The organism is Pectobacterium sp. F1-1 (assembly GCF_025643735.1).
Classification (GTDB): Bacteria; Pseudomonadota; Gammaproteobacteria; order Enterobacterales; family Enterobacteriaceae; genus Pectobacterium; species Pectobacterium colocasium.
Genome location: NZ_CP104733.1, coordinates 3,631,007 through 3,652,194 on the forward strand (window position 1 = coordinate 3,631,007; position 21,188 = coordinate 3,652,194).

Annotated in this window: 20 protein-coding genes and 4 tRNA genes; 6 read left to right on the forward strand and 18 right to left on the reverse strand. The window is 49.8% G+C overall.

From position 1 onward, the window contains the following. Positions 1–28: 28 nt before the first annotated feature. Both tyrA and NAL19_RS16200 read right to left on the reverse strand, forming a co-directional pair. Positions 29–1,150, reverse strand: coding sequence for a bifunctional chorismate mutase/prephenate dehydrogenase (gene tyrA / locus NAL19_RS16195; RefSeq protein WP_225085510.1), 1,122 nt, complete (start codon positions 1,148–1,150; stop codon positions 29–31). A gap of 6 nt (positions 1,151–1,156) precedes the next feature. Then, positions 1,157–2,230 carry a 3-deoxy-7-phosphoheptulonate synthase gene (locus NAL19_RS16200; protein WP_263057878.1) on the reverse strand — a complete coding sequence of 358 codons (1,074 nt, stop codon included), beginning with the start codon at positions 2,228–2,230 and terminating at the stop codon, positions 1,157–1,159. Between the two features lie 261 nt (positions 2,231–2,491). On the opposite strand from NAL19_RS16200, the gene btsR reads away from it, so the two are divergent. The 4 genes from btsR to NAL19_RS16220 all read left to right on the forward strand — a co-directional run bounded on the left by btsR (position 2,492) and on the right by NAL19_RS16220 (position 5,950). Further along, positions 2,492–3,208 carry a two-component system response regulator BtsR gene (gene btsR / locus NAL19_RS16205; protein ID WP_225085512.1) on the forward strand — a complete coding sequence of 239 codons (717 nt, stop codon included), beginning with the start codon at positions 2,492–2,494 and terminating at the stop codon, positions 3,206–3,208. A gap of 46 nt (positions 3,209–3,254) precedes the next feature. Further along, a complete protein-coding gene (locus NAL19_RS16210; protein WP_225088206.1) occupies positions 3,255–3,602 on the forward strand; it encodes a DUF2799 domain-containing protein in 348 nt (115 codons plus the stop codon). A 263-nt stretch (positions 3,603–3,865) separates the two neighbouring features. After that, the gene (locus NAL19_RS16215) at positions 3,866–4,693 is read left to right on the forward strand and encodes an SAM-dependent methyltransferase (RefSeq protein ID WP_263057879.1); all 828 of its coding nucleotides are present in this window, start codon (positions 3,866–3,868) and stop codon (positions 4,691–4,693) included. Positions 4,694–4,741: 48 nt separating this feature from the next. Then, the gene (locus NAL19_RS16220; protein WP_263057665.1) at positions 4,742–5,950 is read left to right on the forward strand and encodes an IS256 family transposase; all 1,209 of its coding nucleotides are present in this window, start codon (positions 4,742–4,744) and stop codon (positions 5,948–5,950) included. Between the two features lie 10 nt (positions 5,951–5,960). Here the strand turns inward: NAL19_RS16220 and NAL19_RS16225 are convergent, their stop codons facing one another. The 6 genes from NAL19_RS16225 to ffh all read right to left on the reverse strand — a co-directional run bounded on the left by NAL19_RS16225 (position 5,961) and on the right by ffh (position 10,824). Continuing rightward, positions 5,961–7,112: an ISL3 family transposase gene (locus NAL19_RS16225; RefSeq protein WP_263057880.1), complete on the reverse strand. Its 1,152-nt coding sequence runs from the start codon at positions 7,110–7,112 to the stop codon at positions 5,961–5,963. A 171-nt stretch (positions 7,113–7,283) separates the two neighbouring features. Beyond that, positions 7,284–7,631 (reverse strand): 50S ribosomal protein L19, encoded by a 348-nt coding sequence (gene rplS / locus NAL19_RS16230; RefSeq protein WP_010285987.1) that lies wholly within the window; start codon positions 7,629–7,631, stop codon positions 7,284–7,286. 63 nt (positions 7,632–7,694) lie between these two features. Further along, positions 7,695–8,450, reverse strand: a complete 756-nt coding sequence (gene trmD / locus NAL19_RS16235) for a tRNA (guanosine(37)-N1)-methyltransferase TrmD (RefSeq protein ID WP_263057881.1) — start codon at positions 8,448–8,450, stop codon at positions 7,695–7,697. A gap of 38 nt (positions 8,451–8,488) precedes the next feature. After that, a complete protein-coding gene (gene rimM / locus NAL19_RS16240) occupies positions 8,489–9,037 on the reverse strand; it encodes a ribosome maturation factor RimM (RefSeq protein WP_225085517.1) in 549 nt (182 codons plus the stop codon). Positions 9,038–9,055: 18 nt separating this feature from the next. Beyond that, complete coding sequence (rpsP, locus tag NAL19_RS16245) at positions 9,056–9,304, reverse strand: 30S ribosomal protein S16 (protein ID WP_225085518.1); 249 nt, start codon at positions 9,302–9,304, stop codon at positions 9,056–9,058. A gap of 158 nt (positions 9,305–9,462) precedes the next feature. Beyond that, positions 9,463–10,824, reverse strand: a complete 1,362-nt coding sequence (gene ffh / locus NAL19_RS16250) for a signal recognition particle protein (RefSeq protein WP_225085519.1) — start codon at positions 10,822–10,824, stop codon at positions 9,463–9,465. 169 nt (positions 10,825–10,993) lie between these two features. Here ffh and NAL19_RS16255 point away from each other — a divergent pair, with 169 nt between their 5' ends. Next, on the forward strand, positions 10,994–11,788 hold the full coding sequence (locus tag NAL19_RS16255) for an inner membrane protein YpjD (RefSeq protein ID WP_263057882.1): 795 nt from the start codon (positions 10,994–10,996) through the stop codon (positions 11,786–11,788). Between the two features lie 120 nt (positions 11,789–11,908). Continuing rightward, positions 11,909–13,231 (forward strand): IS4 family transposase, encoded by a 1,323-nt coding sequence (locus NAL19_RS16260; RefSeq protein ID WP_263057883.1) that lies wholly within the window; start codon positions 11,909–11,911, stop codon positions 13,229–13,231. Between the two features lie 53 nt (positions 13,232–13,284). On the opposite strand, the gene luxS is transcribed toward NAL19_RS16260, so the two are convergent. The 10 genes from luxS to alaS all read right to left on the reverse strand — a co-directional run bounded on the left by luxS (position 13,285) and on the right by alaS (position 21,139). Further along, on the reverse strand, positions 13,285–13,800 hold the full coding sequence (gene luxS / locus NAL19_RS16265; protein WP_225085522.1) for an S-ribosylhomocysteine lyase: 516 nt from the start codon (positions 13,798–13,800) through the stop codon (positions 13,285–13,287). A 152-nt stretch (positions 13,801–13,952) separates the two neighbouring features. Continuing rightward, positions 13,953–15,506, reverse strand: coding sequence for a glutamate--cysteine ligase (gshA, locus tag NAL19_RS16270; protein WP_225085523.1), 1,554 nt, complete (start codon positions 15,504–15,506; stop codon positions 13,953–13,955). Between the two features lie 82 nt (positions 15,507–15,588). Further along, the gene (locus NAL19_RS16275; RefSeq protein WP_263057884.1) at positions 15,589–16,017 is read right to left on the reverse strand and encodes a YqaA family protein; all 429 of its coding nucleotides are present in this window, start codon (positions 16,015–16,017) and stop codon (positions 15,589–15,591) included. Beyond that, positions 16,014–16,580, reverse strand: a complete 567-nt coding sequence (gene yqaB / locus NAL19_RS16280) for a fructose-1-phosphate/6-phosphogluconate phosphatase (RefSeq protein WP_263059737.1) — start codon at positions 16,578–16,580, stop codon at positions 16,014–16,016. The genes NAL19_RS16275 and yqaB overlap by 4 nt, the downstream gene beginning before the upstream one ends. 540 nt (positions 16,581–17,120) lie before the next feature. Beyond that, a tRNA-Arg gene (locus tag NAL19_RS16285) sits at positions 17,121–17,197 on the reverse strand. A gap of 182 nt (positions 17,198–17,379) precedes the next feature. Beyond that, positions 17,380–17,456, reverse strand: a tRNA-Arg gene (locus NAL19_RS16290). Positions 17,457–17,528: 72 nt separating this feature from the next. Continuing rightward, positions 17,529–17,605, reverse strand: a tRNA-Arg gene (locus NAL19_RS16295). Positions 17,606–17,613: 8 nt separating this feature from the next. Further along, positions 17,614–17,706, reverse strand: a tRNA-Ser gene (locus tag NAL19_RS16300). Positions 17,707–18,000: 294 nt separating this feature from the next. Next, a complete protein-coding gene (gene csrA, locus NAL19_RS16305) occupies positions 18,001–18,186 on the reverse strand; it encodes a carbon storage regulator CsrA (RefSeq protein ID WP_005972168.1) in 186 nt (61 codons plus the stop codon). Positions 18,187–18,511: 325 nt separating this feature from the next. Continuing rightward, entirely contained in the window at positions 18,512–21,139 is a 2,628-nt protein-coding gene (gene alaS / locus NAL19_RS16310; RefSeq protein ID WP_263057885.1) for an alanine--tRNA ligase, read from the reverse strand. Positions 21,140–21,188: the final 49 nt, after the last annotated feature.

Here is a 21,188-nt window from a genome sequence, read left to right on the forward strand (position 1 = left end):
TCAAACACAGCCTGAAGCGCAAACGTACTTACTGACGAATATCGTTTGCCTGCCGTAAAAGTACCCGGCTCTCCGCCTGAAAACGTTTGGCATAGTCACCAAACCAGTGTTCGACTTTTTTGAAGCTGTTAATAAACTCGGCTTTATCCGTCTGCTCCAGTAACGTAATCGCTTCACCAAAGCGTTTGTAGTAACGCTTAATCAACGCCAGATTATCCTCTGAAGACATAATAATGTCGGCATACAGTTGCGGATCCTGTGCAAACAGACGCCCGACCATGATCAACTCCAGACGATAGATTGGTGATGACAGCGCCAACAGCTGCTCAATCTGCACATTCTCTTCGGCTAAATGCAGGCCATAAGCAAATGTCGCAAAGTGACGCAATGCCTGAATAAACATCATGTTCTGATCGTGTTCGACTGCACTAATGCGATGCAAACGCGCGCCCCATACCTGAATCTGTTCCAGCAACCACTGGTAAGCTTCCGGCTGCCGACCATCGCAATAGACGACAACCTGCTTGGCAAGGCTCCCGCTGTCTGGCCCGAACATCGGGTGCAGACCCAGTACCGGACCACTATGTGCCGCCAGCATCGCCTGAAGCGGGCCATTTTTTACCGATGCCAGATCAACCAAAATACAGTCATCCGGTAAAGCAGGAAGGCGAGCAATAACCTGCTCAGTAACGTGAATCGGCACGCTAACAATCACCATACCCGCGTCAGACAGCAGTTCATCTGCGCGCGGCCAATCATCCTGTTCAAGAATCTTGACCTGGTATCCCGACAGCGTCAGCATTTTTTCAAACAGGTTGCCCATTTGACCACGGCCACCGATGATGACGACCGGGCGCAACTGCGGACACAGCGTTTTAAAGCCTTTGTCATTTTCGCTGGTATAGGATTCGCGCATGGTTCGCCGCAGGATATCTTCAATGAGATCCGGTGGAACCCCCATCGACGCCGCCTCTTGACGGCGTGAGCTGAGCATGGCCGCTTCACGATCGGGTGCATAAATAGGCAAGCCATAGCGGCTTTTCACTTCACCCACTTCCGCCACCAAACGCAACCGACGTGATAACAGCGCGACAAGCTCCTTATCCACCTCATCTATCTGATCACGTAATGCGGTCAGTTCAGCTACCATATCTTGTTACTCTCCTGAATGTTTCACACGCGCAGCACTCAGCTCTTGATGAACGGAACGCAGCAGCGCTTCTGTACTTTCCCAACTGATACAGGCATCCGTGACTGATACACCGTAGCGCATATCTGAACGCGGCTGTTCTGAAGACTGGCTCCCCTCGTTAAGGTGGCTTTCCAGCATCAGTCCTATAATGGAACGATTTCCCGCCTTAATTTGTTCAATCGCAGATTCAACAACAAGTGGCTGACGGCGGTAGTCTTTATTCGAATTACCGTGACTACAATCTATCATCAGCGCCGGTCTCAGTCCCGCATCCTGCATCTGTTTTTCACATTCAGCGACATCCTGCGCACTGTAGTTTGGTTTTTTACCACCGCGCAGAATCACGTGGCCATCAATGTTCCCCTGCGTTTGTAGCAGACAAACCTGGCCCGTTTGGTTGATGCCCACAAAACGATGCGGCATTGCGGCCGCTCTCATCGCATTGATCGCCGTTCCCAGGCTGCCATCCGTGCCGTTTTTGAACCCAACAGGCATTGACAGGCCGGAAGCCATCTCACGGTGCGTTTGTGATTCAGTTGTACGAGCGCCAATAGCCGACCAGCTGAACAAGTCGCCCAGATACTGCGGGCTGTTTGGATCAAGTGCTTCGGTCGCCAGCGGCAGCCCCATATTCACCAATTCCAGCAGCAGGCCGCGCGCGATATGCAGCCCTGATTCCACATCAAATGAGCCATCCATGAATGGATCGTTGATGAGTCCTTTCCAGCCCACGGTAGTACGTGGTTTTTCAAAATAAACGCGCATTACAATATAGAGGCGATCGTTTAATTCAGCGGAGAGCGATTGCAGACGACGTGCGTATTCCAACGCGGCATCGGTGTCATGAATCGAGCAAGGCCCACAGACGATCAGTAGACGATCGTCACGGCCATGAATGATATCCGCAATGGTTGCTCTCGCTTGGGCAATATCGCGTTGCTCTGCATCGTTAAGTGGAAACTTGGCTTTCAATTCATCGGGGGTAATCAAAACCTGTTCTGCACTGATATTAATATTGTTAAGTGAATCTTTTTGCATGATCCCATTCCTGAAAAGTTCGGTATGTTCGCGACTGTCTGTACAATCTATTGTCTGTACACTTCATTGCCTGTACGACCTACGCATGATGTTTACACCATAACACGAACCGTAAAGATTTCAATCCAACTGGTGTAAATAAAAAATTACCACCCTAAATATTGTCATAAAAACAATCTCTGCATGCCCAATCACTTCCCGACGCAACCATACCTCTGTCCAGTGTGAATAATGATAGAATCACGCCAACAAGGGGGAAGGATGCTGAAAGCGATAATCATCGATGACGAACAGCTGGCACGTGAAGAGCTCAGTCTGTTACTGGAAAATGAATCTGATATCACCATCATTGCACAGTGCAGCAATGCGCTGGAGGCAATACCTGCGATTCATCGGTTGCAACCGGATGTCATTTTTCTGGATATACAGATGCCAAAGGTCAGCGGATTAGAGCTGGTCGCCATGTTGGATCCAGAGAATATGCCTTATGTCGTCTTCGTGACAGCCTATGATGAGTACGCGGTGAGAGCATTTGAAGAACATGCTTTTGACTATTTACTGAAACCACTGGATGCACAGCGGCTGGGTAAAACGCTAAATCGTTTACGGCGCGGCACAAGCGTAAATAAAAACGTACAGATAATTTCAGAACCCTTGCTTCGTCATATCCCCTGCAACGGGCACAACCGTATTTTTTTGCTCAAAATTGAGGAAGTCGAGTATCTTTGTTCGGAACTCAGCGGCGTGCACGTCGTGGGCGTTAGCCAGTCTGGCTACACCCAACTTTCACTGAAAACGCTGGAAGAGAAAACGCCTTTCGTCCGTTGCCATCGTCAATATATGGTTAACACCGAGCAACTGAAAGAAATACAATTAATGGAGAATGGCGCAGCAGAAGTATTGACCCACACGGGAAAACACATCCCCGTCAGTCGCCGCTATCTCAAGTTACTGAAAGAAAAACTGGGCATCGCCTGACAGCATGCTCCTTCAGGCCAATGGCCGAAACATTGAAGGTTTGATGATGAAATACAGTTATGTCTTGGCTGTAATTCTTTTAATGACAGCATGCCAAAGTAACATCCCTTCGTTACCCGCTAAAAGTGAATCAGGATTCTGGTACGAAGCGGGCTATCAGGATGCAATCTCTGGTATGGTCGTAAAGGACGATAGCACCTTACAGGAATGGTTTGGTAATCCGCAGATCGACCGTGAAACCTACCTGCGTGGTTATCAGGCTGGACAATCGGCTTTTTGCGGTACAGATAACATGGAGGAATGGGGAAAAGCTGGGAAAAACTTTCCTGCTAGCTGCGATGGCGTAGAGAATGCGGAAACGCTGCGCACTCACTGGCAGCAAAACCTGCCTTAATCACCTTCCACAGATAAGACGATGGCCCATACTCATCAGCGAGTTAGCTGATCAAAACCTATGGTTCATCGCATCTGGTAACAATTCCACTCATTTTTGTACTCGCATAGAAATACGTCAGACATACCTCCCCTTCATTATATCCAACACAAATAATCACATCATGTTATTAATAATCTGATGCAGGGATAACGAAAAAATCACAGGTCATTGATCGTTGATTTCATTATCCCTGACAGCGATTGATATTATGGAGTGCTCACATGGCCGGTTCACACAAAACTCATAATCCGTCTCCGAATAACAGCTCAAGACTCTTATCACACGCAACGTCATCGCAAGAAAACCATGATGAGCGCGTCGCTGCAATAAAGAATAGAATTATCGAATCCGGCGACCATCCCGGCATTTATGTAGAGGAGCAACTGGCGCTTCTCGAGGCTTTCTCCCACTTTGAATTAGGCCAGTTTTTACTGAAACATCATGGGTTAAATGCGTACTGGACACATAATGTGATAGCACATCAGCCAACTCATTATGTGAACCCGCTCGAAGAAATCATCTACACACAACTCCCCAACGTGTTAGCGACGCGCGAACGGTTCGGGATTTTCCAACGTCTGCTTCAAGAACGCTTACAGCCGAATACCGTCATGGTATCCGTCCCTTGTGGCGTCATGGCCGATTTACTACTGCTGGACTATACGCAACATCAAGATGTGAAATTAATCGGGATCGACCTGGATAGACAGGCGCTGGAAGAGGCTTACAAACTTGCCAGTCAACGAGGGCTGGAAAACCAGATATCGTTAGTACTGACTGATGCCTGGACTGTTGATTTAGCCGCACAAGCTGATGTAATTACCAGCAACGGACTCAATGTTTATGAGCAAGATGATGACAAAGTGACCGAACTTTACCGCGTGTTCTATTCTGGGCTGAAACCGGGAGGCACGCTGATAACCAGTTTTATGACGCCTCCTCCTACGCAATCGCAAGACTCCCCATGGATAAACGCCGACCCGAAATTGCTGGCGCTCCAGTATGTTCTTTTCTCACGCTTAGTAGAGCCTGTACATAAATTTGTGTAATTGCCTGATTTTGATATGTTCAATCCAACATCAAAAGCAGGTTAATTTATGGACGAAAAACAATTACAGGCACTGGCTAACGAACTGGCCAAAAATCTTAAAACACCTGATGATCTCAGCCAGTTCGATCGCCTGCTGAAAAAAATCAGTGTTGAAGCCGCCCTTAATGCTGAAATGTCCCACCATCTCGGGTACGAAAAAAACCAGCCCAAAGCGGGTCTTAACGCACGTAACGGTTATTCCACAAAAACGGTCATTACTGGCGATGGCCCGCTCGAACTGCGTACTCCGCGAGATCGTGATGCCACATTCGAACCTCAACTGGTGAAGAAAAATCAGACCCGGATAACCAGCATGGATAACCAAATCCTGTCGTTATACGCCAAAGGCATGACTACCCGAGAGATCGTCGCGACGTTTAAGGAACTGTATGACGCAGATGTGTCGCCGGCCCTGATTTCAAAGGTCACGGACGCAGTGATGGAGCAGGTTGTTGAATGGCAGAATCGGCCGTTGGATAGCCTTTATCCCATTGTTTATCTTGACTGTATTGTCCTTAAGGTCCGTCAGGATAGTCGTGTCATCAACAAATCCGTGTTCCTGGCCCTGGGCATCAATATCGATGGTCAGAAAGAACTACTGGGTATGTGGCTGGCGGAAAATGAAGGGGCGAAGTTCTGGCTGAATGTGCTGACGGAGCTGAAAAACAGAGGTCTGAACGACATTCTCATCGCCTGCGTTGACGGTCTGAAAGGCTTCCCTGACGCTATCAATGCGGTCTATCCGCAAACCCGCATCCAGTTGTGTATAGTCCATATGGTGCGCAACAGCCTGCGCTTCGTCTCATGGAAGGACTATAAGGCCGTCACTCGCGACCTGAAGGCGGTTTATGGGGCCGCGACGGAAGAAGCGGCGTTGCAGGAGCTGGAAACATTCGCCAGGGTCTGGGATGAGCGCTACCCGCAAATCAGCCGGAGCTGGCGTGCAAACTGGGCGAATCTGTCAACATTCTTCGCGTACCCGAGTGACATCCGTAAGGTGATTTACACGACCAATGCCATTGAATCACTGAACAGCGTCATCCGGCATGCCATAAAGAAACGCAAGGTGTTCCCGACAGATGACTCAGTAAGGAAAGTGGTGTGGCTGGCAATACAGTCGGCATCAAAAAAATGGACGATGTCGATCCAAAACTGGCGGCTGGCGATGAGCCGCTTTATTATCGAGTTCGGTGACCGCCTGGACGGTCACTTCTGAGAAATGGCATTTACACAGAATCATGTACAAGGTCCTTTAGTACCTTGATTTTGTTATTCATCCCCTCCAGCACACTCGTATTCAGACGATGTTCAGCACTGGCGATTATCCCGCTCACGTAGCCCTTGAGCTTATCTGCGAACTGCTGCAGCGCTTTTATATCGCTCTCCTGAGACTGCCTGTACCATTCATCCCAGCGATGCCGGGCCACCTCCTTATCCGGCGCATACCACAGCTCTTTCAGCGCAGTTTTCATCACGTACACGGTGTTCAGCGGCTGGTTGGCCTCCAGCAACTCTGCCAGCTTTACATCATGACCTGCTGGCAGATTTTCAGCGTTACGCAGCAACAGCCAGCGGCTGCGCTTGATAACCTTCCGGGCTTTCGCGTTGTCACGTAGCTGATTCGCCTGGTCAACCCGCACCCTGTCGATGACCTCGCGACCGAACTTCGCCACCACGTGGAACAAGTCATAGACCACTTCCGCCTGTGGGCATTGCTCCCTGACTTCAAGGTCCAGCGCCGTGTTCATGTCCATTGCGACAGACTCGATAGCCGCGCAGCCTTCCGGTCCCAGCCAGGTGAAGAACGGGCGGAAGGCCGCGCGGCTGCGACCTTCCCCGACCCACAGCACCTGCTGCGTATCAGCGTCCACGACCACAGTGGCATAGCGATGGCCTTTAAACAGGGCGAACTCATCCATTATCAGGCGGCGAAGTGTATGTCGCTCTGGCTCCTGCAATTCCCGACGCAAACGGCGGAGGTCGATATTCTTGATGGTGTGCCAGTGCAGGCCTGTCAGCTGTGCTACGTGCTTCACGGGGAGTAGACGGCTAAGAGACTCAACCCAGACTGATAATGTAGAGGTGTAACGCTGCCTCTCAGGCAACCAGGAGATACGTTCGGTGGCAACACCGCAGCAGGCGCAGCGAAGACGACGAACAGGAACCAGAAGGGTGACGCGCCAGTGCAGCAAATCCCGCTCACGAACCTGACGTACAGAGACATCATGAACGGCACAGTCTCTTCGGCCACATCGGCGGCACTGGGGTGCAAAACGGGGGTCTGGGCGAAGCGTAATAAGCAGCGCATCAGATGAGGAATGGGAAAAGGAGTCAACGGTAAAGCCTTCCCAGAAAAGGGAAGAGAGGTTAGCATTCATGGCAGACGGCGGTTGAGTGGTCGGTTAGTGTTTTGGCGAATACAAAACTAACCACTTTTACCGCCGTTTTCTATTGGTTCACGCTTAAGCGCGATGAACCTAAAAAAAGGGGTTAGCCTTTGGCTAAACCCCTTATTCATAACAACTTTCGGATGTTGCGAAAGCGCTATCTTAGTTAAGACGCTCTTTGATACGAGCAGACTTACCAGTACGCTCACGCAGGTAGTACAGTTTGGCTTTACGCACGGCACCACGACGTTTAACAGCGATGCTGTCAACAACTGGAGAGTGAGTCTGGAATACACGCTCTACGCCTTCGCCGTTAGAAATTTTGCGAACAGTGAATGCAGAATGCAGACCGCGGTTACGAATAGCGATAACCACGCCCTCGAATGCCTGCAGACGTTTTTTGCTACCTTCAACAACCCATACCTTCACTTCTACGGTATCACCCGGACGAAATGCAGGTACGTCCTGCTTCATTTGTTCGTCTTCGATTTGCTTAATAATGTTGCTCATAATATGTCTCTTACCCTAGGTAAACTGATAGTTGGGTTCGCCAGATCAAACCGGCGTAACCACCTAATACTCTTGTTGCTCAGACTGATATTCACGTTGGAATTCAGCCAGCAACCTTGTTTGCTCGTCAGTCAGAGCTAGGCTTTTCAGAAGTTCAGGTCTTCTAAGCCAGGTTCGGCCCAGCGACTGCTTCAATCGCCAGCGACGTATTTCCGCATGGTTTCCAGACAGTAACACCGCCGGAACCTCCATGCCTTCCAGTACTTCAGGGCGAGTGAAATGAGGACAATCCAGCAACCCATCGGCAAAAGAATCTTCTTCTGCTGAAGCCTGATGCCCCAGTACACCCGGTATAAAACGGGCAACGGAGTCAATCAGGGTCATCGCTGGCAGTTCCCCACCGCTGAGTACGTAATCCCCGATCGACCATTCTTCATCGATTTCGGTTTTAATTACGCGCTCATCAATCCCCTCGTACCGTCCACAGACCAGAATCATCTTCTGGTTCGCAGCGAGTTGACGTACGCCTTGCTGATCTAATTTACGGCCCTGAGGTGATAGATAAATCACTCTCGAGCCTTCGCCTGCCGCTGCTTTTGCTGCGTGGATCGCATCCCGTAAAGGTTGCACCATCATCAACATTCCGGGGCCGCCACCATAAGGTCGGTCGTCCACGGTGCGATGCCGATCGTAAGTGAAGTCACGTGGACTCCAATATTGTACGTTCAGCAGGCCATTTTTTACTGCCCGGCCAGTGACTCCGTAATCAGTAATTGCCCGGAACATCTCTGGAAACAGGCTAATCACCCCAATCCACATAGTCTCGTTCCGCTGGGTACTACTGGTCGATTCAGAGCTCAAAAACCAGGATCCCAATCTACTTCAATAGTTTGAGTAGACAGGTCGACGCGCTTAACAACCTGTTCAGTGAGGAACGGAACCAGCCGTTCCTTGACTCCGAAGGCATCTTTTAGGTTGGCTTTTATTACCATCACATCGTTCGAGCCGGTTTCCATCATATCGATGACTTTACCCAACTCATAACCTGTTACGGTCACGACCTGACAGCCAATAAGATCCTTCCAGTAATAATCACCTTCGCCCAGATCGGGCAGCTGTGACGAATCTACGACAATTTCGCAATTAGTCAGTAAATTAGCCGCATCACGGTCATCAACACCTTTCACTTTGATGATCAGGTCCTGATTGTGATACTTCCAGCTTTCAATTTCGACAAGCTGCCAACCGCTTTTACTCTGGGTGAACCAAGGCTGATAATCAAAAATGCTCTCGGCATCTTCGGTGGATGAAAACACTCTGAGCCAACCTCGGATGCCGTATGCCGACCCAATCTTCCCCATAACAATCGGGTTAACGGGAGGTTTTGGGCTGAGTTGATTGCTCATTATCACCACCGCAACAGATTATGCTGCTTTTTTAGCGTCTTTGATCAGCGAAGATACGCGATCAGACACAGTTGCACCCAGACCAAGCCAATGCTCGATACGGTCCAGATCCAGACGCAATGCTTCTGCTTGACCTGATGCGATTGGGTTGAAGAAACCAACGCGCTCAATGAAACGACCGTCACGCGCATTGCGGCTATCGGTCACGATTACTTGATAGAACGGGCGTTTTTTCGCGCCGCCACGTGCCAAACGAATTGTTACCATAACATCCTCTTTAGTGAATAAAACAACTGGGCTCCATCGAGGAACGGAGCCCAGTATGTCATATAAAAAGCCCGAAAATTTTACTCATTTTGGCGCAAAAAGCAATCTAAAGCGTGTAATCACGCCAAGAGTTTATCCACGCCAGGGAATTTCAGTGATTAACGCCCCGGAAAACCAGGTGGCATCATCCCTTTCATACCGCGCATCATTTTCGCCAGACCACCATTTTTCATCTTCTTCATCATGCGTTGCATATCATCGAACTGCTTCAGAAGACGGTTCACGTCCTGGACCTGCATACCTGAACCCATCGCGATACGGCGCTTGCGCGACCCTTTGATAATCTCAGGCTTAGCACGTTCCTGAAGCGTCATTGAATTAATGATCGCCTCCATGCGTACCAGCACTTTGTCATCCATTTGCGATTTTACATTATCAGGCAGTTGGCCCATGCCCGGCATTTTGCTCATCATGCTCGCCATGCCGCCCATATTGCGCATTTGCTTGAGCTGATCCAGAAAATCGGTCAAATCAAACCCATCGCCCTTCTTCAGCTTCTTCGCCAGCTTCTCTGCCTGTGTACGGTCGACCTTGCTTTCAATATCTTCAATCAGTGAAAGCACATCGCCCATACCGAGAATGCGCGATGCCACGCGCTCAGGATAGAACGGCTCTAGCGCTTCGGTTTTTTCACCGACGCCGAGGAATTTAATCGGCTTACCTGTAATATGGCGGATAGATAACGCCGCACCGCCGCGGGCATCACCATCAATTTTAGTGAGGATGACACCCGTTAACGGCAGCGCTTCATTAAAGGCTTTCGCCGTATTCGCCGCATCCTGCCCCGTCATGGCATCAACCACAAACAGCGTCTCAACGGGCTTAATCGCCGCATGAACCTGTTTGATTTCGTCCATCATCGCGTCATCGACGTGAAGACGCCCTGCGGTATCGACCAACAAGACATCGTAGAATTTCAGCTTCGCGTGTTGTAACGCACGTTCTACAATCGCAAGTGGCTTTTCCTGTGCGTCTGACGGGAAGAAATCGACGCCCACCTGCTGCGCCAGTGTTTCCAACTGCTTAATCGCCGCAGGGCGATAAACGTCGGCAGAAACCACCAGCACTTTTTTCTTCTGCTTCTCACGCAGGAATTTACCCAGCTTGCCCACGCTGGTGGTTTTACCCGCACCTTGCAGACCCGCCATCAGAACAACCGCAGGAGGCTGCGCGGCAAGATTCAGCTCGGCGTTGATATCCCCCATGGCGCTGACGAGTTCGTTTTTAACAATTTTGACGAACTCTTGGCCCGGCGTCAGACTTTTATTAACTTCATGCCCTACGGCACGCTCTTTCACGCGATTGATAAAATCACGTACCACAGGTAACGCGACGTCGGCTTCCAGCAATGCCATACGCACTTCACGCAGCGTTTCTTTTATGTTGTCTTCAGTCAACCGCCCGCGGCCACTGATATTGCGCAATGTGCGCGAGAGTCGATCGGTTAAATTTTCAAACATATCTCATGCTCAACGTAAGACAGGCCGCCAGCGCGACACGAATGGAAGAGATTATACACAAAAGCGGGAACGATCTCAGCGCTGCTGACTGAGAACTGTTGGTGCCCACGGCGACTAACGCTATACTGACTCTTCATTTTACCTAGTTGATATTTAATAACCTATTTGTATGTCTGTTTTCGCTATTGTGGCGCTTGTCGCCTACACACTCAGCCTCGGACTGATTATCCCCAGTCTGCTGCGCAAGAACAGTGCATATCGTCGGCTGGCAATACTCTCGGCCAGCGCTGCGCTAATCTGCCATGCGGTGGCGCTCTATCAACGCATTTTCGATGTTCAGGTCGGGCAAAACCTTAGCCTGCTGAATATCGGTTCGCTGGTCAGTCTCATCATCTGTACGGTGATGACGATTGTCGCCGCGCGCGATCGTGGCTGGTTTATTCTTCCTATCGTCTACACCTTTGCGCTGATCAATCTGGCCTTTGCCAGCTTCATGCCGAGTGAATTCATTACGCATCTGGAAGCGTCACCGGGCTTGATGATCCATATCGGTCTGGCACTTTTTTCCTATGCCACACTGTTAATTGCGGCCCTTTATGCGCTCCAACTCGCCTGGCTTGATTATCTGCTCAAGAATAAAAAGCTGGGTTTTGCGGCTGATATGCCGCCACTGATGGGCATTGAACGTAAAATGTTCCACATCACGCAGATTGGCGTCATTCTGCTCACGCTGACGCTCTGTACCGGCTTGTACTATATGGATGACCTAATCAATAACAAAGAGAACTTGCATAAAGCCGTGTTCTCCCTGTTTGCGTGGTTCATCTATATTCTGCTGCTTTGGGGGCATTACCATGAAGGGTGGCGCGGTCGCCGCGTTGTCTGGTTCAGCCTGCTCGGTGCGCTGATGCTGACGCTTTCTTACTTTGGTAGCCGGGTGATACAGCACTTTCTTGCCGTCTAACCACTCCTCGAACACAAAAAAAGAGAGCCAACATCCGGCTAATGCCGATCGTTTAAGGATCAGTTGAACGATCCAGCCGTTGGTGTACAAAAGGTTCATGACATTCATGGACCTTTTTTTATGCAACTTTCTCAGGCTCTTGGCATTATCAATCTTACTGCGCCGGAACAGATTCATACTCTGGCTGATTTCCTGCCCGTTAGCATGATCGAACAGGCATTTACGCTCACTGATACCGTCACGCTGCGCAAGCGAAAACTCCCCCTTGAGTCCATGGTGTGGCTGGTTATTGGCATGGCTGTATTCAATCAGCGACCTCTTTCCCACATCGTTAATCTCATGGATATCGCCGACCGCTCCGGCTCCCCGTTCATCGCCCCCAGTTCAGTCATACAGCGGCGGAAGACGCTCGGCGAGGCCGCTATCAGGGAACTGTTTGATATCACACAACGACACTGGAACGAACAGGCTCAGCATCCGCAATGGCATGGGCTCAACCTGTTTGCCGTCGACGGCGTGGTCTGGCAAACACAGGATACACCGGAAAATGAGGCGGCCTTCGGCAAGGCTTCGAATCAGTACGGTGACAGAGGCTATCCTCAGGTGAGAATGGCTTGCCTGATGGAGTTGAGCAACCATCTGATAACCGCCAGTGCGTTCGGCCGTTACGATGTCAATGAGATGCGGCTGGCAGCAGAGCTGACCGAAAAAACACCAGACAACAGCATTACCTTGTTCGATAAAGGGTTTTACTCCGCAGGCTTATTACATCACTGGCAGAGTATGGGAGAAAACCGGCACTGGTTGTTGCCCCTGAAGAAAAATACGCAATATGAAGTGATAAGCAAGCTGGGCAGGCAAGACAGACTGGTGCAGATTAAGACATCGCCGCAGGCGCGTAAACAATGGGCAGAACTGCCGGAGAGCATCACCGCACGGTTGTTAACGAAGACGATAGAGGGAAAAACGCGCGAGGTGCTGACGTCACTGACGGACCCGATGCGTTATCCGGCAGCGGAGGTGAACGCACTTTACGCTCACCGATGGGAAATCGAGTTGGGATATCGCGAGACGAAACAAGTTTTACTGGGTAACAGGTGGCATTTACGGAGCAAACTGCCGGAAATGGTGAGGCAGGAGTTGTGGGGCGTGCTGCTGACGTACAATCTGGTGCGTTATCAGATGGTGAAAATGGCGTTTAGGCTGAAAGGAGATTACCTGCCGTATCAGTTGAGCTTCAGCGGCGCCCTGACGGAAATCTGGCGATTACTTATCAGTCTGCCGGGTTCATCACCGGGTGCAATACCAGGACATCTGAAGCATTTTTATGAGCAGGCAGTCTATCTGGTATTGCCGTTGCGCAGGGAGCGAAGTTACCCCCGAGAAATCAGGGGAAGACGAGCGAAATATCCGTTAAAAAACAATGCCGGTCACCTTAAGTGACCGGCATTAGCCAACATCCGGCTCTCTTTTTTATTTGGATCTTATCCGACAACCTAGATATGCAGCTCGGCCAGCTTATCTTTCGGCAATGCCAGATCGTCATTTTGGTTGATACCAATATCGTGATCCACAATGTGCTGAGCAATTTCCTGCGCTTCTTTCAGCGAGTGCATCTCATAGGTGCCGCACTGATATTCATTCAGCTCAGGGATTTTACGCTGGTCGGTCACTTTCAGAACGTCCGCCATCGCTGCTTTCCAGGAATCGGCAACACGTTGTTCATCCGGCGTGCCAATCAGGCTCATGTAGAAACCGGTACGGCATCCCATCGGAGAAATGTCGATAATTTCCACGCCATCCCCGTTTAAATGATCGCGCATGAAGCCAGCAAACAGGTGCTCTAGCGTATGAATCCCTCGTTCCGGCATCACTTCGATGTTCGGGCGACAGAAGCGCAGGTCAAATACCGTAATAGTGTCGCCATGAGGGGTTTTCATGGTTTTCGCGACCCGAACGGCAGGTGCTGCCATACGAGTATGATCAACAGTAAAGCTATCTAGTAACGGCATAATGCCACCTCCTCATAGAAAAATTTATTTTTTCTCGTTTCCGGGAAACTTTTCTTTTTTATGCGAGTCTGACTTACTGAAAGACGCGCATTTATTATCATCATCCCTATTAGAGATGTTTATTTGGCCACAGTTTCTGTGGCCTTTTCTTTTTAATTCGCCGCCAGATAATCGTCAAAACTCATCGTATCTTCAGACTCAATCTGACGTTGGCGCTGCCAGGATTGCTCGCTCGCCGCAGCCAATTGTTCTTCCGTCAATACCTGCAACGGTTCGTTGCTGAGCATTCTGCGATATTCTTCCGCTAAATTCAGCCCCACGCTACCATTGCCTTCTTGCTTCATCAACGTTAATAGTCGACCAGAGAACGTCGCTTCTGGATCATCAAAGCCAGCAAGCAGCTCATCACAGACCTGCTGATAGTGCGGTTGACCGCTTTCCGCGTCCAGCACTTCCGCAACACGACGTAAATCCGCAAACAGGGATTTCCCTACCTCGGCAATCGGCTGTTGGATGGTTTCACACCGCATCCCCACCGTTTGCCCCGGTTTACGTCCTTCCAGAATCACCCGGTTCCAGTTTTTACGCGTACACAGCAGCTCATCAGCGCTCATTTCCGGCGCATCTGCGAGCGCACACCAGATCAGGAATAAATCCATGAAACGTACCTGACTTTCACTCACTCCCGTCGGAGAGAAAGGATTGATATCCAGCGAGCGCACTTCAATATATTCGATTCCACCACGCAGCAAGGCATCAGACGGCGTTTCACCCGCACGTGTTACACGCTTCGGACGAATCGGCGCATAGAGCTCATTCTCAATCTGCAAGACGTTCGTATTCAATTGCAGATAACGACCATCCTTCTTCATACCAACCCGAGCATATTCCTCAGACGGCGTTTTTATCGCGCGTTTTAACGCCGCGACATAGGTCTCCAGATCGTTGAACGTAATTCCCAAATTGCTCTGTGATTTATTGGTATAGCCTAAATCACTGAGCCGCAGAGAGGTGGCATAAGGCAGATAAAGCATGCCTTTTTCCGTGCGCTCAAACGGGAGAGCCGTCTCGCGCCCTTTCAGGAAAGAAGAACAGATCGCCGGAGAAGCGCCGAACAGGTAAGGAATTACCCAACCAAAGCGGTAATAGTTGCGGATCAGTCTGAAATATCCCGCAGAAATGGCTTTTTTCCCGCTTTCTGCATCAGCGACACCCTCGCGCGCCTGCCAGAATGACAGCGGCAGGGAGAAATTGTAATGCACGCCGGAAATGGTCTGCATCAACGCGCCATAGCGGTTTTTTAACCCTTCGCGATAAAGCGTTTTGAAGCGCCCGATATTTGATGAACCATACTGCGCCAGCTCTATATTTTGCTCACTGTCGATAAAGCACGGCATGCTCAATGGCCACATTCGCTCATCGCCCAGATTGCGGGAAACGTGGCGATGAATATCGCGCAGAAACGTCAGCAGGTGATCAACATCTTTATCAACTGGCGTAATAAACTCCAACAGCGCTTCTGCAAAGTCTGTCGTAATCCAAGGATGTGCCAACGCCGAACCCAATATCTCCGGGTGTCCTGTCGCAGCAAGATGTCCGTTTGCTGTTACGCGCAAAGTTTCGCGTTCAATTCCACGCTGAATACCCTTCACCGCCAGTGGGTGTTTTTCCAGCCAAGAAAGTGCTTCTGAAATGTCCGGGATCAAATCGACCTCCCGTTGTTAAAATGTAATGGTTGTAAGCATAATTGAAACTCAGTAGCACTCACCAGTTCACATTGCAATCTGGTTAAGACCACCACGCCATCCCCTGTAACGTTATACCTGCCAATACGATATACCGCAGCGCTTTTCCAATACCAATGAAAATCGCCGATTGCACCCAGGGCATGCGTAGCCAACCCGCTAACACGCACAATAAATCGCCTACTACCGGCACCCAACTAAATAACAGCGCAGCGCAACCATAGCGCTGCAACCAACGTATGGCCACCGTATAGCCTGCTTGTTGTTTTGGCTGAGGGAGTAAGCGCCCTATAAAAATATTTGTTAACCCGCCCAGCGTATTTCCTACCGTCGCCACAGCGATCAACAGGTAGGGTTTTGCGCTGTCAGCCAGCAATAACGTTACCAGCAGGACTTCTGAACTGCCGGGCAACAGTGTTGCACTGAGCAAGCTACTCCAGAAAAGGGAAAAAACGGCCCAGAACTCACTCACAATGTACGGACGTCAACCACGGCCATGTTAGCTCGCTTAGCCGCTTCAATACCGTAGTCTGCATCTTCAAACACAATACATTGTTCCGGTGCGACAGAAATCAATGCGGCACAACGCAAAAAGGTATCTGGAAAAGGCTTATGTTGAATGACATCATCAGCGCCAACGATCGCATCAAAATAATCATGCAATCCCAAATGTATTAGCAATCTATCCGCCATGCCATGCGTGCTACCCGTACCGACCGCCATAGGGCGCCGTCCGCGATAATGTTTAACCACATCAATCAGCGGTAGTGGTTTTACTGTATCCAGCAGCATTTCTTCAACAACGGCCGTTTTTTCCGCCGCCAGTTGGTGAGCATCAATATCAGCCTGATAGCTGTCGATAATACGCTGTGCAATATGCCAGGTGGGCGAGCCGTTCAATGCGGTCATGCCGCTGGCATCATATCTCATACCATACCGTGCAAGAACCTCATCCCACGCCTTATGGTGCGTCGGTTCAGTATCGAGTAAGGTGCCATCCATATCAAAGATCAGCCCTTGATAGCGATCGTACATCATGACTCCATGATCACTGAAAAGAGAGCTTACTTTATCGTAAAGTGAAAACGTTGTCGCTTACTCAATAACCTTATAAAAAACAGGTTATTACTACCATAGTGGTAAGAAAACCTTTATTTATTCACCGATTCAATATCGGTATACAGACTGGATAGGAGACAAGAATTAAGGTACGAACGTAATGAGAGAAATATCGTTATGATATATAGGTAAGAGAGCACAATGATGCTATCGCACCACAAGCAGATAAAGGATATTTGATAAAATAAGCGTGGTGTATCTGAACACATTATCTGACTTATATCGTAATAACAGGGCGTCGATTACGGGATGTCACTCTTGCGCTGATTAATCCACGCTAAGGTAGAAAGCAATACAGATATTTTATTTACATCAGAATATGGTGCATCCGGGAGGATTACTCGGCTTCGCCTCGCCCTTCGGGCCGTTGCTAAAGCAACGTTTTCCTCCCTTGTTCCTATAAACCAAGACTATCGGTTATAAGAGCAAGATAACAACCTTATCCATATCGAAATATGGTGCATCCGGGAGGATTCGAACCTCCGACCGCTCGGTTCGTAGCCGAGTACTCTATCCAGCTGAGCTACGGATGCAGAGTGTGGTGCAGAAATAAGGGAATTGAACGAGATACTTAAGAATGGTGCATCCAGGAAGATTATTCGGCTTCGCCTCGCTTTTTGGCGCTGTTGCTAAAGCAACGTTTTCCTCCCTTGTTCCTATAAACCAAGACTATCGGTTATAAGAGCAAGATAACAACCTTATCCATATCGAAATATGGTGCATCCGGGAGGATTCGAACCTCCGACCGCTCGGTTCGTAGCCGAGTACTCTATCCAGCTGAGCTACGGATGCATTAATAATTCTTTATCTACGACAAAACTTTCTTTTATTAATACTGCGTGCCTTGCAAAGGCATCTATTTAATGGTGCATCCGGGAGGATTCGAACCTCCGACCGCTCGGTTCGTAGCCGAGTACTCTATCCAGCTGAGCTACGGATGCATATTAAATGGCGGTGAGGGAGGGATTCGAACCCTCGATGCAGCTTTTGACCGCATACTCCCTTAGCAGGGGAGCGCCTTCAGCCTCTCGGCCACCTCACCTTACATTACCTGATGCGCTACTAAGAACTTCTTGTTAGTGCTCACCGGTACTGCGTGGCGCACATATTACTTTCCCAGACTTATAAGTCAAACAATTTTTCCCACCTTGTGTTCGTTTGAACAATTCGCATCCAAGACGAGCATTTTCACAACAAAAAGTTTGTTTTATCGACAGAAAAACAGGCGGTTACCTTGAGAAAGGAATCACACAGTAAAAATGAATCTATCGATAAATGTGTGGGGGAAAAGCGGGAAAGAGCAATTGCGTCCCGCGAAGACGAGACGCATTGTCAATCAATATGACGTTGGTTGAGATTTTTCGGCCTGAATACGCTGATAGATCTCTTCACGGTGGACAGAAACCTCTTTAGGTGCATTAACACCAATACGCACCTGGTTGCCTTTCACTCCTAATACGGTAACCGTTACCTCATCGCCGATCATGAGGGTTTCGCCAACTCGACGAGTCAAAATAAGCATTCTTTGCTCCTTGAAAGATTATAAAGAGTCGGGTCTCTCTGTCTCCCCGCCATTATCCATCATGTGCCGTGAAAACGTAAACCTAGACGATGGTATAAGCACCACCACCACACTCCGGTTTGTCACTACTTGTTAGTTTAGTCGATATCAGTAGCTTGTGCTTTTGTTATCACAACAGCAGGGCTGAGCGTGTCATACTTCATAATCTCTGAAGGTAGCACACGTCCCCCCCCACTTGCCGGACCCTTTTCCGCAGGCAAAAACGCCACAACCAGAAAGTTATGGCGTTTTTGTTGGATAACGCGAATAAAACGTTATCTCTTGTTTATAGCTTAGCAGCGACCCAAGATTCAACACTTGCCAGCGCAGCAGGCAATGCTGACACGTCTGAACCACCAGCCTGGGCCATATCTGGACGGCCACCGCCTTTACCACCAACCTGCTGGGCAACAAACCCAATCAGTTCACCGGCTTTTACGCGGTCAGTCAGATCTTTCGTTACACCAGAAATCAAGCTAACGCGGCCTTCTGCCGCCGTTCCGAGAACAATAACAGCAGACCCTAGCTGATTCTTCAGGTCATCCACCATCGTGCGCAGCAGCTTAGGATCCACGTTGTCCAGTTGCGTAACCAGCAACTTCACGCCGCTCACCTCTTTTGCTTTGCCGGACAGTGACGAGCTTTCCTGCGCCGCCTGCTGAGCCTTCAACTGCTGAAGCTCTTTCTCCAACGTGCGGGCACGATCCAGAACAGAGCGTACCTTATCCGTCAGGTTGTGACTATCCCCTTTCAGCAGTTGCGCGATATCTTGCAGAACGTCGCTCTGGCGGTGCAGCGCAGAAAGCGCATTTTCACCCGTGGTCGCTTCAATACGACGCACTCCGGCTGCGGTACCTGATTCTGAAATGATTTGGAACAGGCCAATATCACCAGTACGGCTTGCGTGTGTGCCCCCGCACAGTTCAATGGAGAAATCCCCCATCGTCAACACACGAACATGGTCGTCGTACTTCTCACCGAACAGCGCCATCGCGCCCTTCGCTCTTGCATCATCCAGCGCCATGACATCCGTTTGCACGGTAAGGTTGCGGCGGATTTGCGCATTGACGATATCTTCAACCTGACGAATCTGCTCAGGTTTCATCGCTTCCGTATGTGAGAAGTCAAAACGCAGATAGCTATCATTAACCAGAGAACCTTTCTGCGCGACATGATCGCCCAGAACCTGACGCAGCGCGGCATGGAGCAGGTGCGTTGCGGAGTGATTCAGACGAATACGATCGCGGCGTTGGCTATCAACGTTGGCATCAACACTGTCATTAACACGCAGTGTCCCCTGATTCAGTTTACCGACGTGGCCGATTGCCTGACCATATTTCTGAGTATCCTGAACAGCAAAGCTGACGCCCGCGTTTTTCAGTTCTCCCTGATCGCCAACCTGACCACCGGATTCACCATAGAATGGTGTTTCATTCAGGATCACGACCGCTTCATCACCTGCAGCAATCTGATCAACCGCGTTTCCATTGTGATAAAGCGCAATAACTTTCGCTTGCTGCTGCGTTTTTTCATAACCGCAGAATGGCGTAGTTTCATCCACACGAATAAGGCTGTTGTAATCAACGCCAAAGCCGCTGGCCTCACGCGCACGCTGGCGCTGAGCCGTCATCGCAGCTTCAAAACCTTCTTCATCGACTTTCAGGCCACGCTCGCGGCACACATCCGCAGTGAGGTCGACAGGGAAACCATAGGTGTCATACAGACGGAAGGCCGTTTCGCCATCCAGCGTATCCCCTTTCAGGTTTTTAATTTCTTCGTCCAGCAGTGACAGGCCGCGCTCCAGCGTACGAGCAAACTGCTCTTCTTCCATCTTCAGCGCTTGCTCAACGACAGACTGCTGCTTTTTCAACTCTTCCGCTGCCGGCCCCATGACTTCAATCAGTGGCGCAACCAGTTTGTAGAAGAAGGCATCCGTAGCGCCCAGCATGTTACCGTGACGTGCAGCGCGGCGAATGATACGGCGCAAGACATAACCACGGTTTTCATTAGACGGCGTCACGCCATCCGCAATCAGGAACGCACAAGAACGGATATGGTCAGCGATAACACGCAGCGATTTATTCGTTAAATCCGTCGTACCGACGGCTTTAGCAACCGCCTCAATCAGCGTTTTGAACAAATCAATGTCATAGTTTGAATTGACGTGCTGCAACACGGCAGAAATACGCTCTAACCCCATTCCGGTATCGACGGAAGGTTTCGGCAGCGGCAGCATCGTGCCATCAACCTGACGGTTGAACTGCATGAATACCAAGTTCCAAATTTCGATATAGCGGTCGCCGTCTTCATCAGGGCTTCCCGGTGGGCCACCCGCGATGTGTTCACCGTGATCGAAGAAAATCTCGGTACACGGACCGCATGGCCCAGTTTCGCCCATCTGCCAGAAGTTATCAGAGGCGTAAGGTCCGCCTTTGTTATCACCAATACGAATAATTCTTTCGCGCGGTACGCCAACTTCATCAGCCCAAATGTCGTAGGCCTCATCATCCGTTGCGTATACCGTTACCCACAGTTTCTCTTTCGGCAGGTTGAACCACTGGGGAGAGGTCAGCAATTCCCACGCATAACGGATCGCATCATGCTTAAAGTAATCACCGAAGCTGAAGTTACCCAACATTTCAAAGAAAGTGTGGTGGCGGGCGGTATAACCTACGTTTTCCAGGTCATTATGTTTACCACCGGCACGCACGCAGCGCTGCGAGGTTGTCGCACGGACATAGTTACGTTTATCCAGCCCGAGGAACACATCTTTAAACTGGTTCATACCCGCATTGGTGAATAACAATGTCGGATCGTTGTTCGGCACCAGAGAGCTGCTATCAACAACCTGGTGTCCCTTACTGTGGAAAAAATCGAGAAACGCTTGACGGATCTCAGCGGTGCTCTTGCTCATAATTGTCCTGGAATCAAGCTAGAAGAACAGGTCGCGGGCAAGGTTAGTC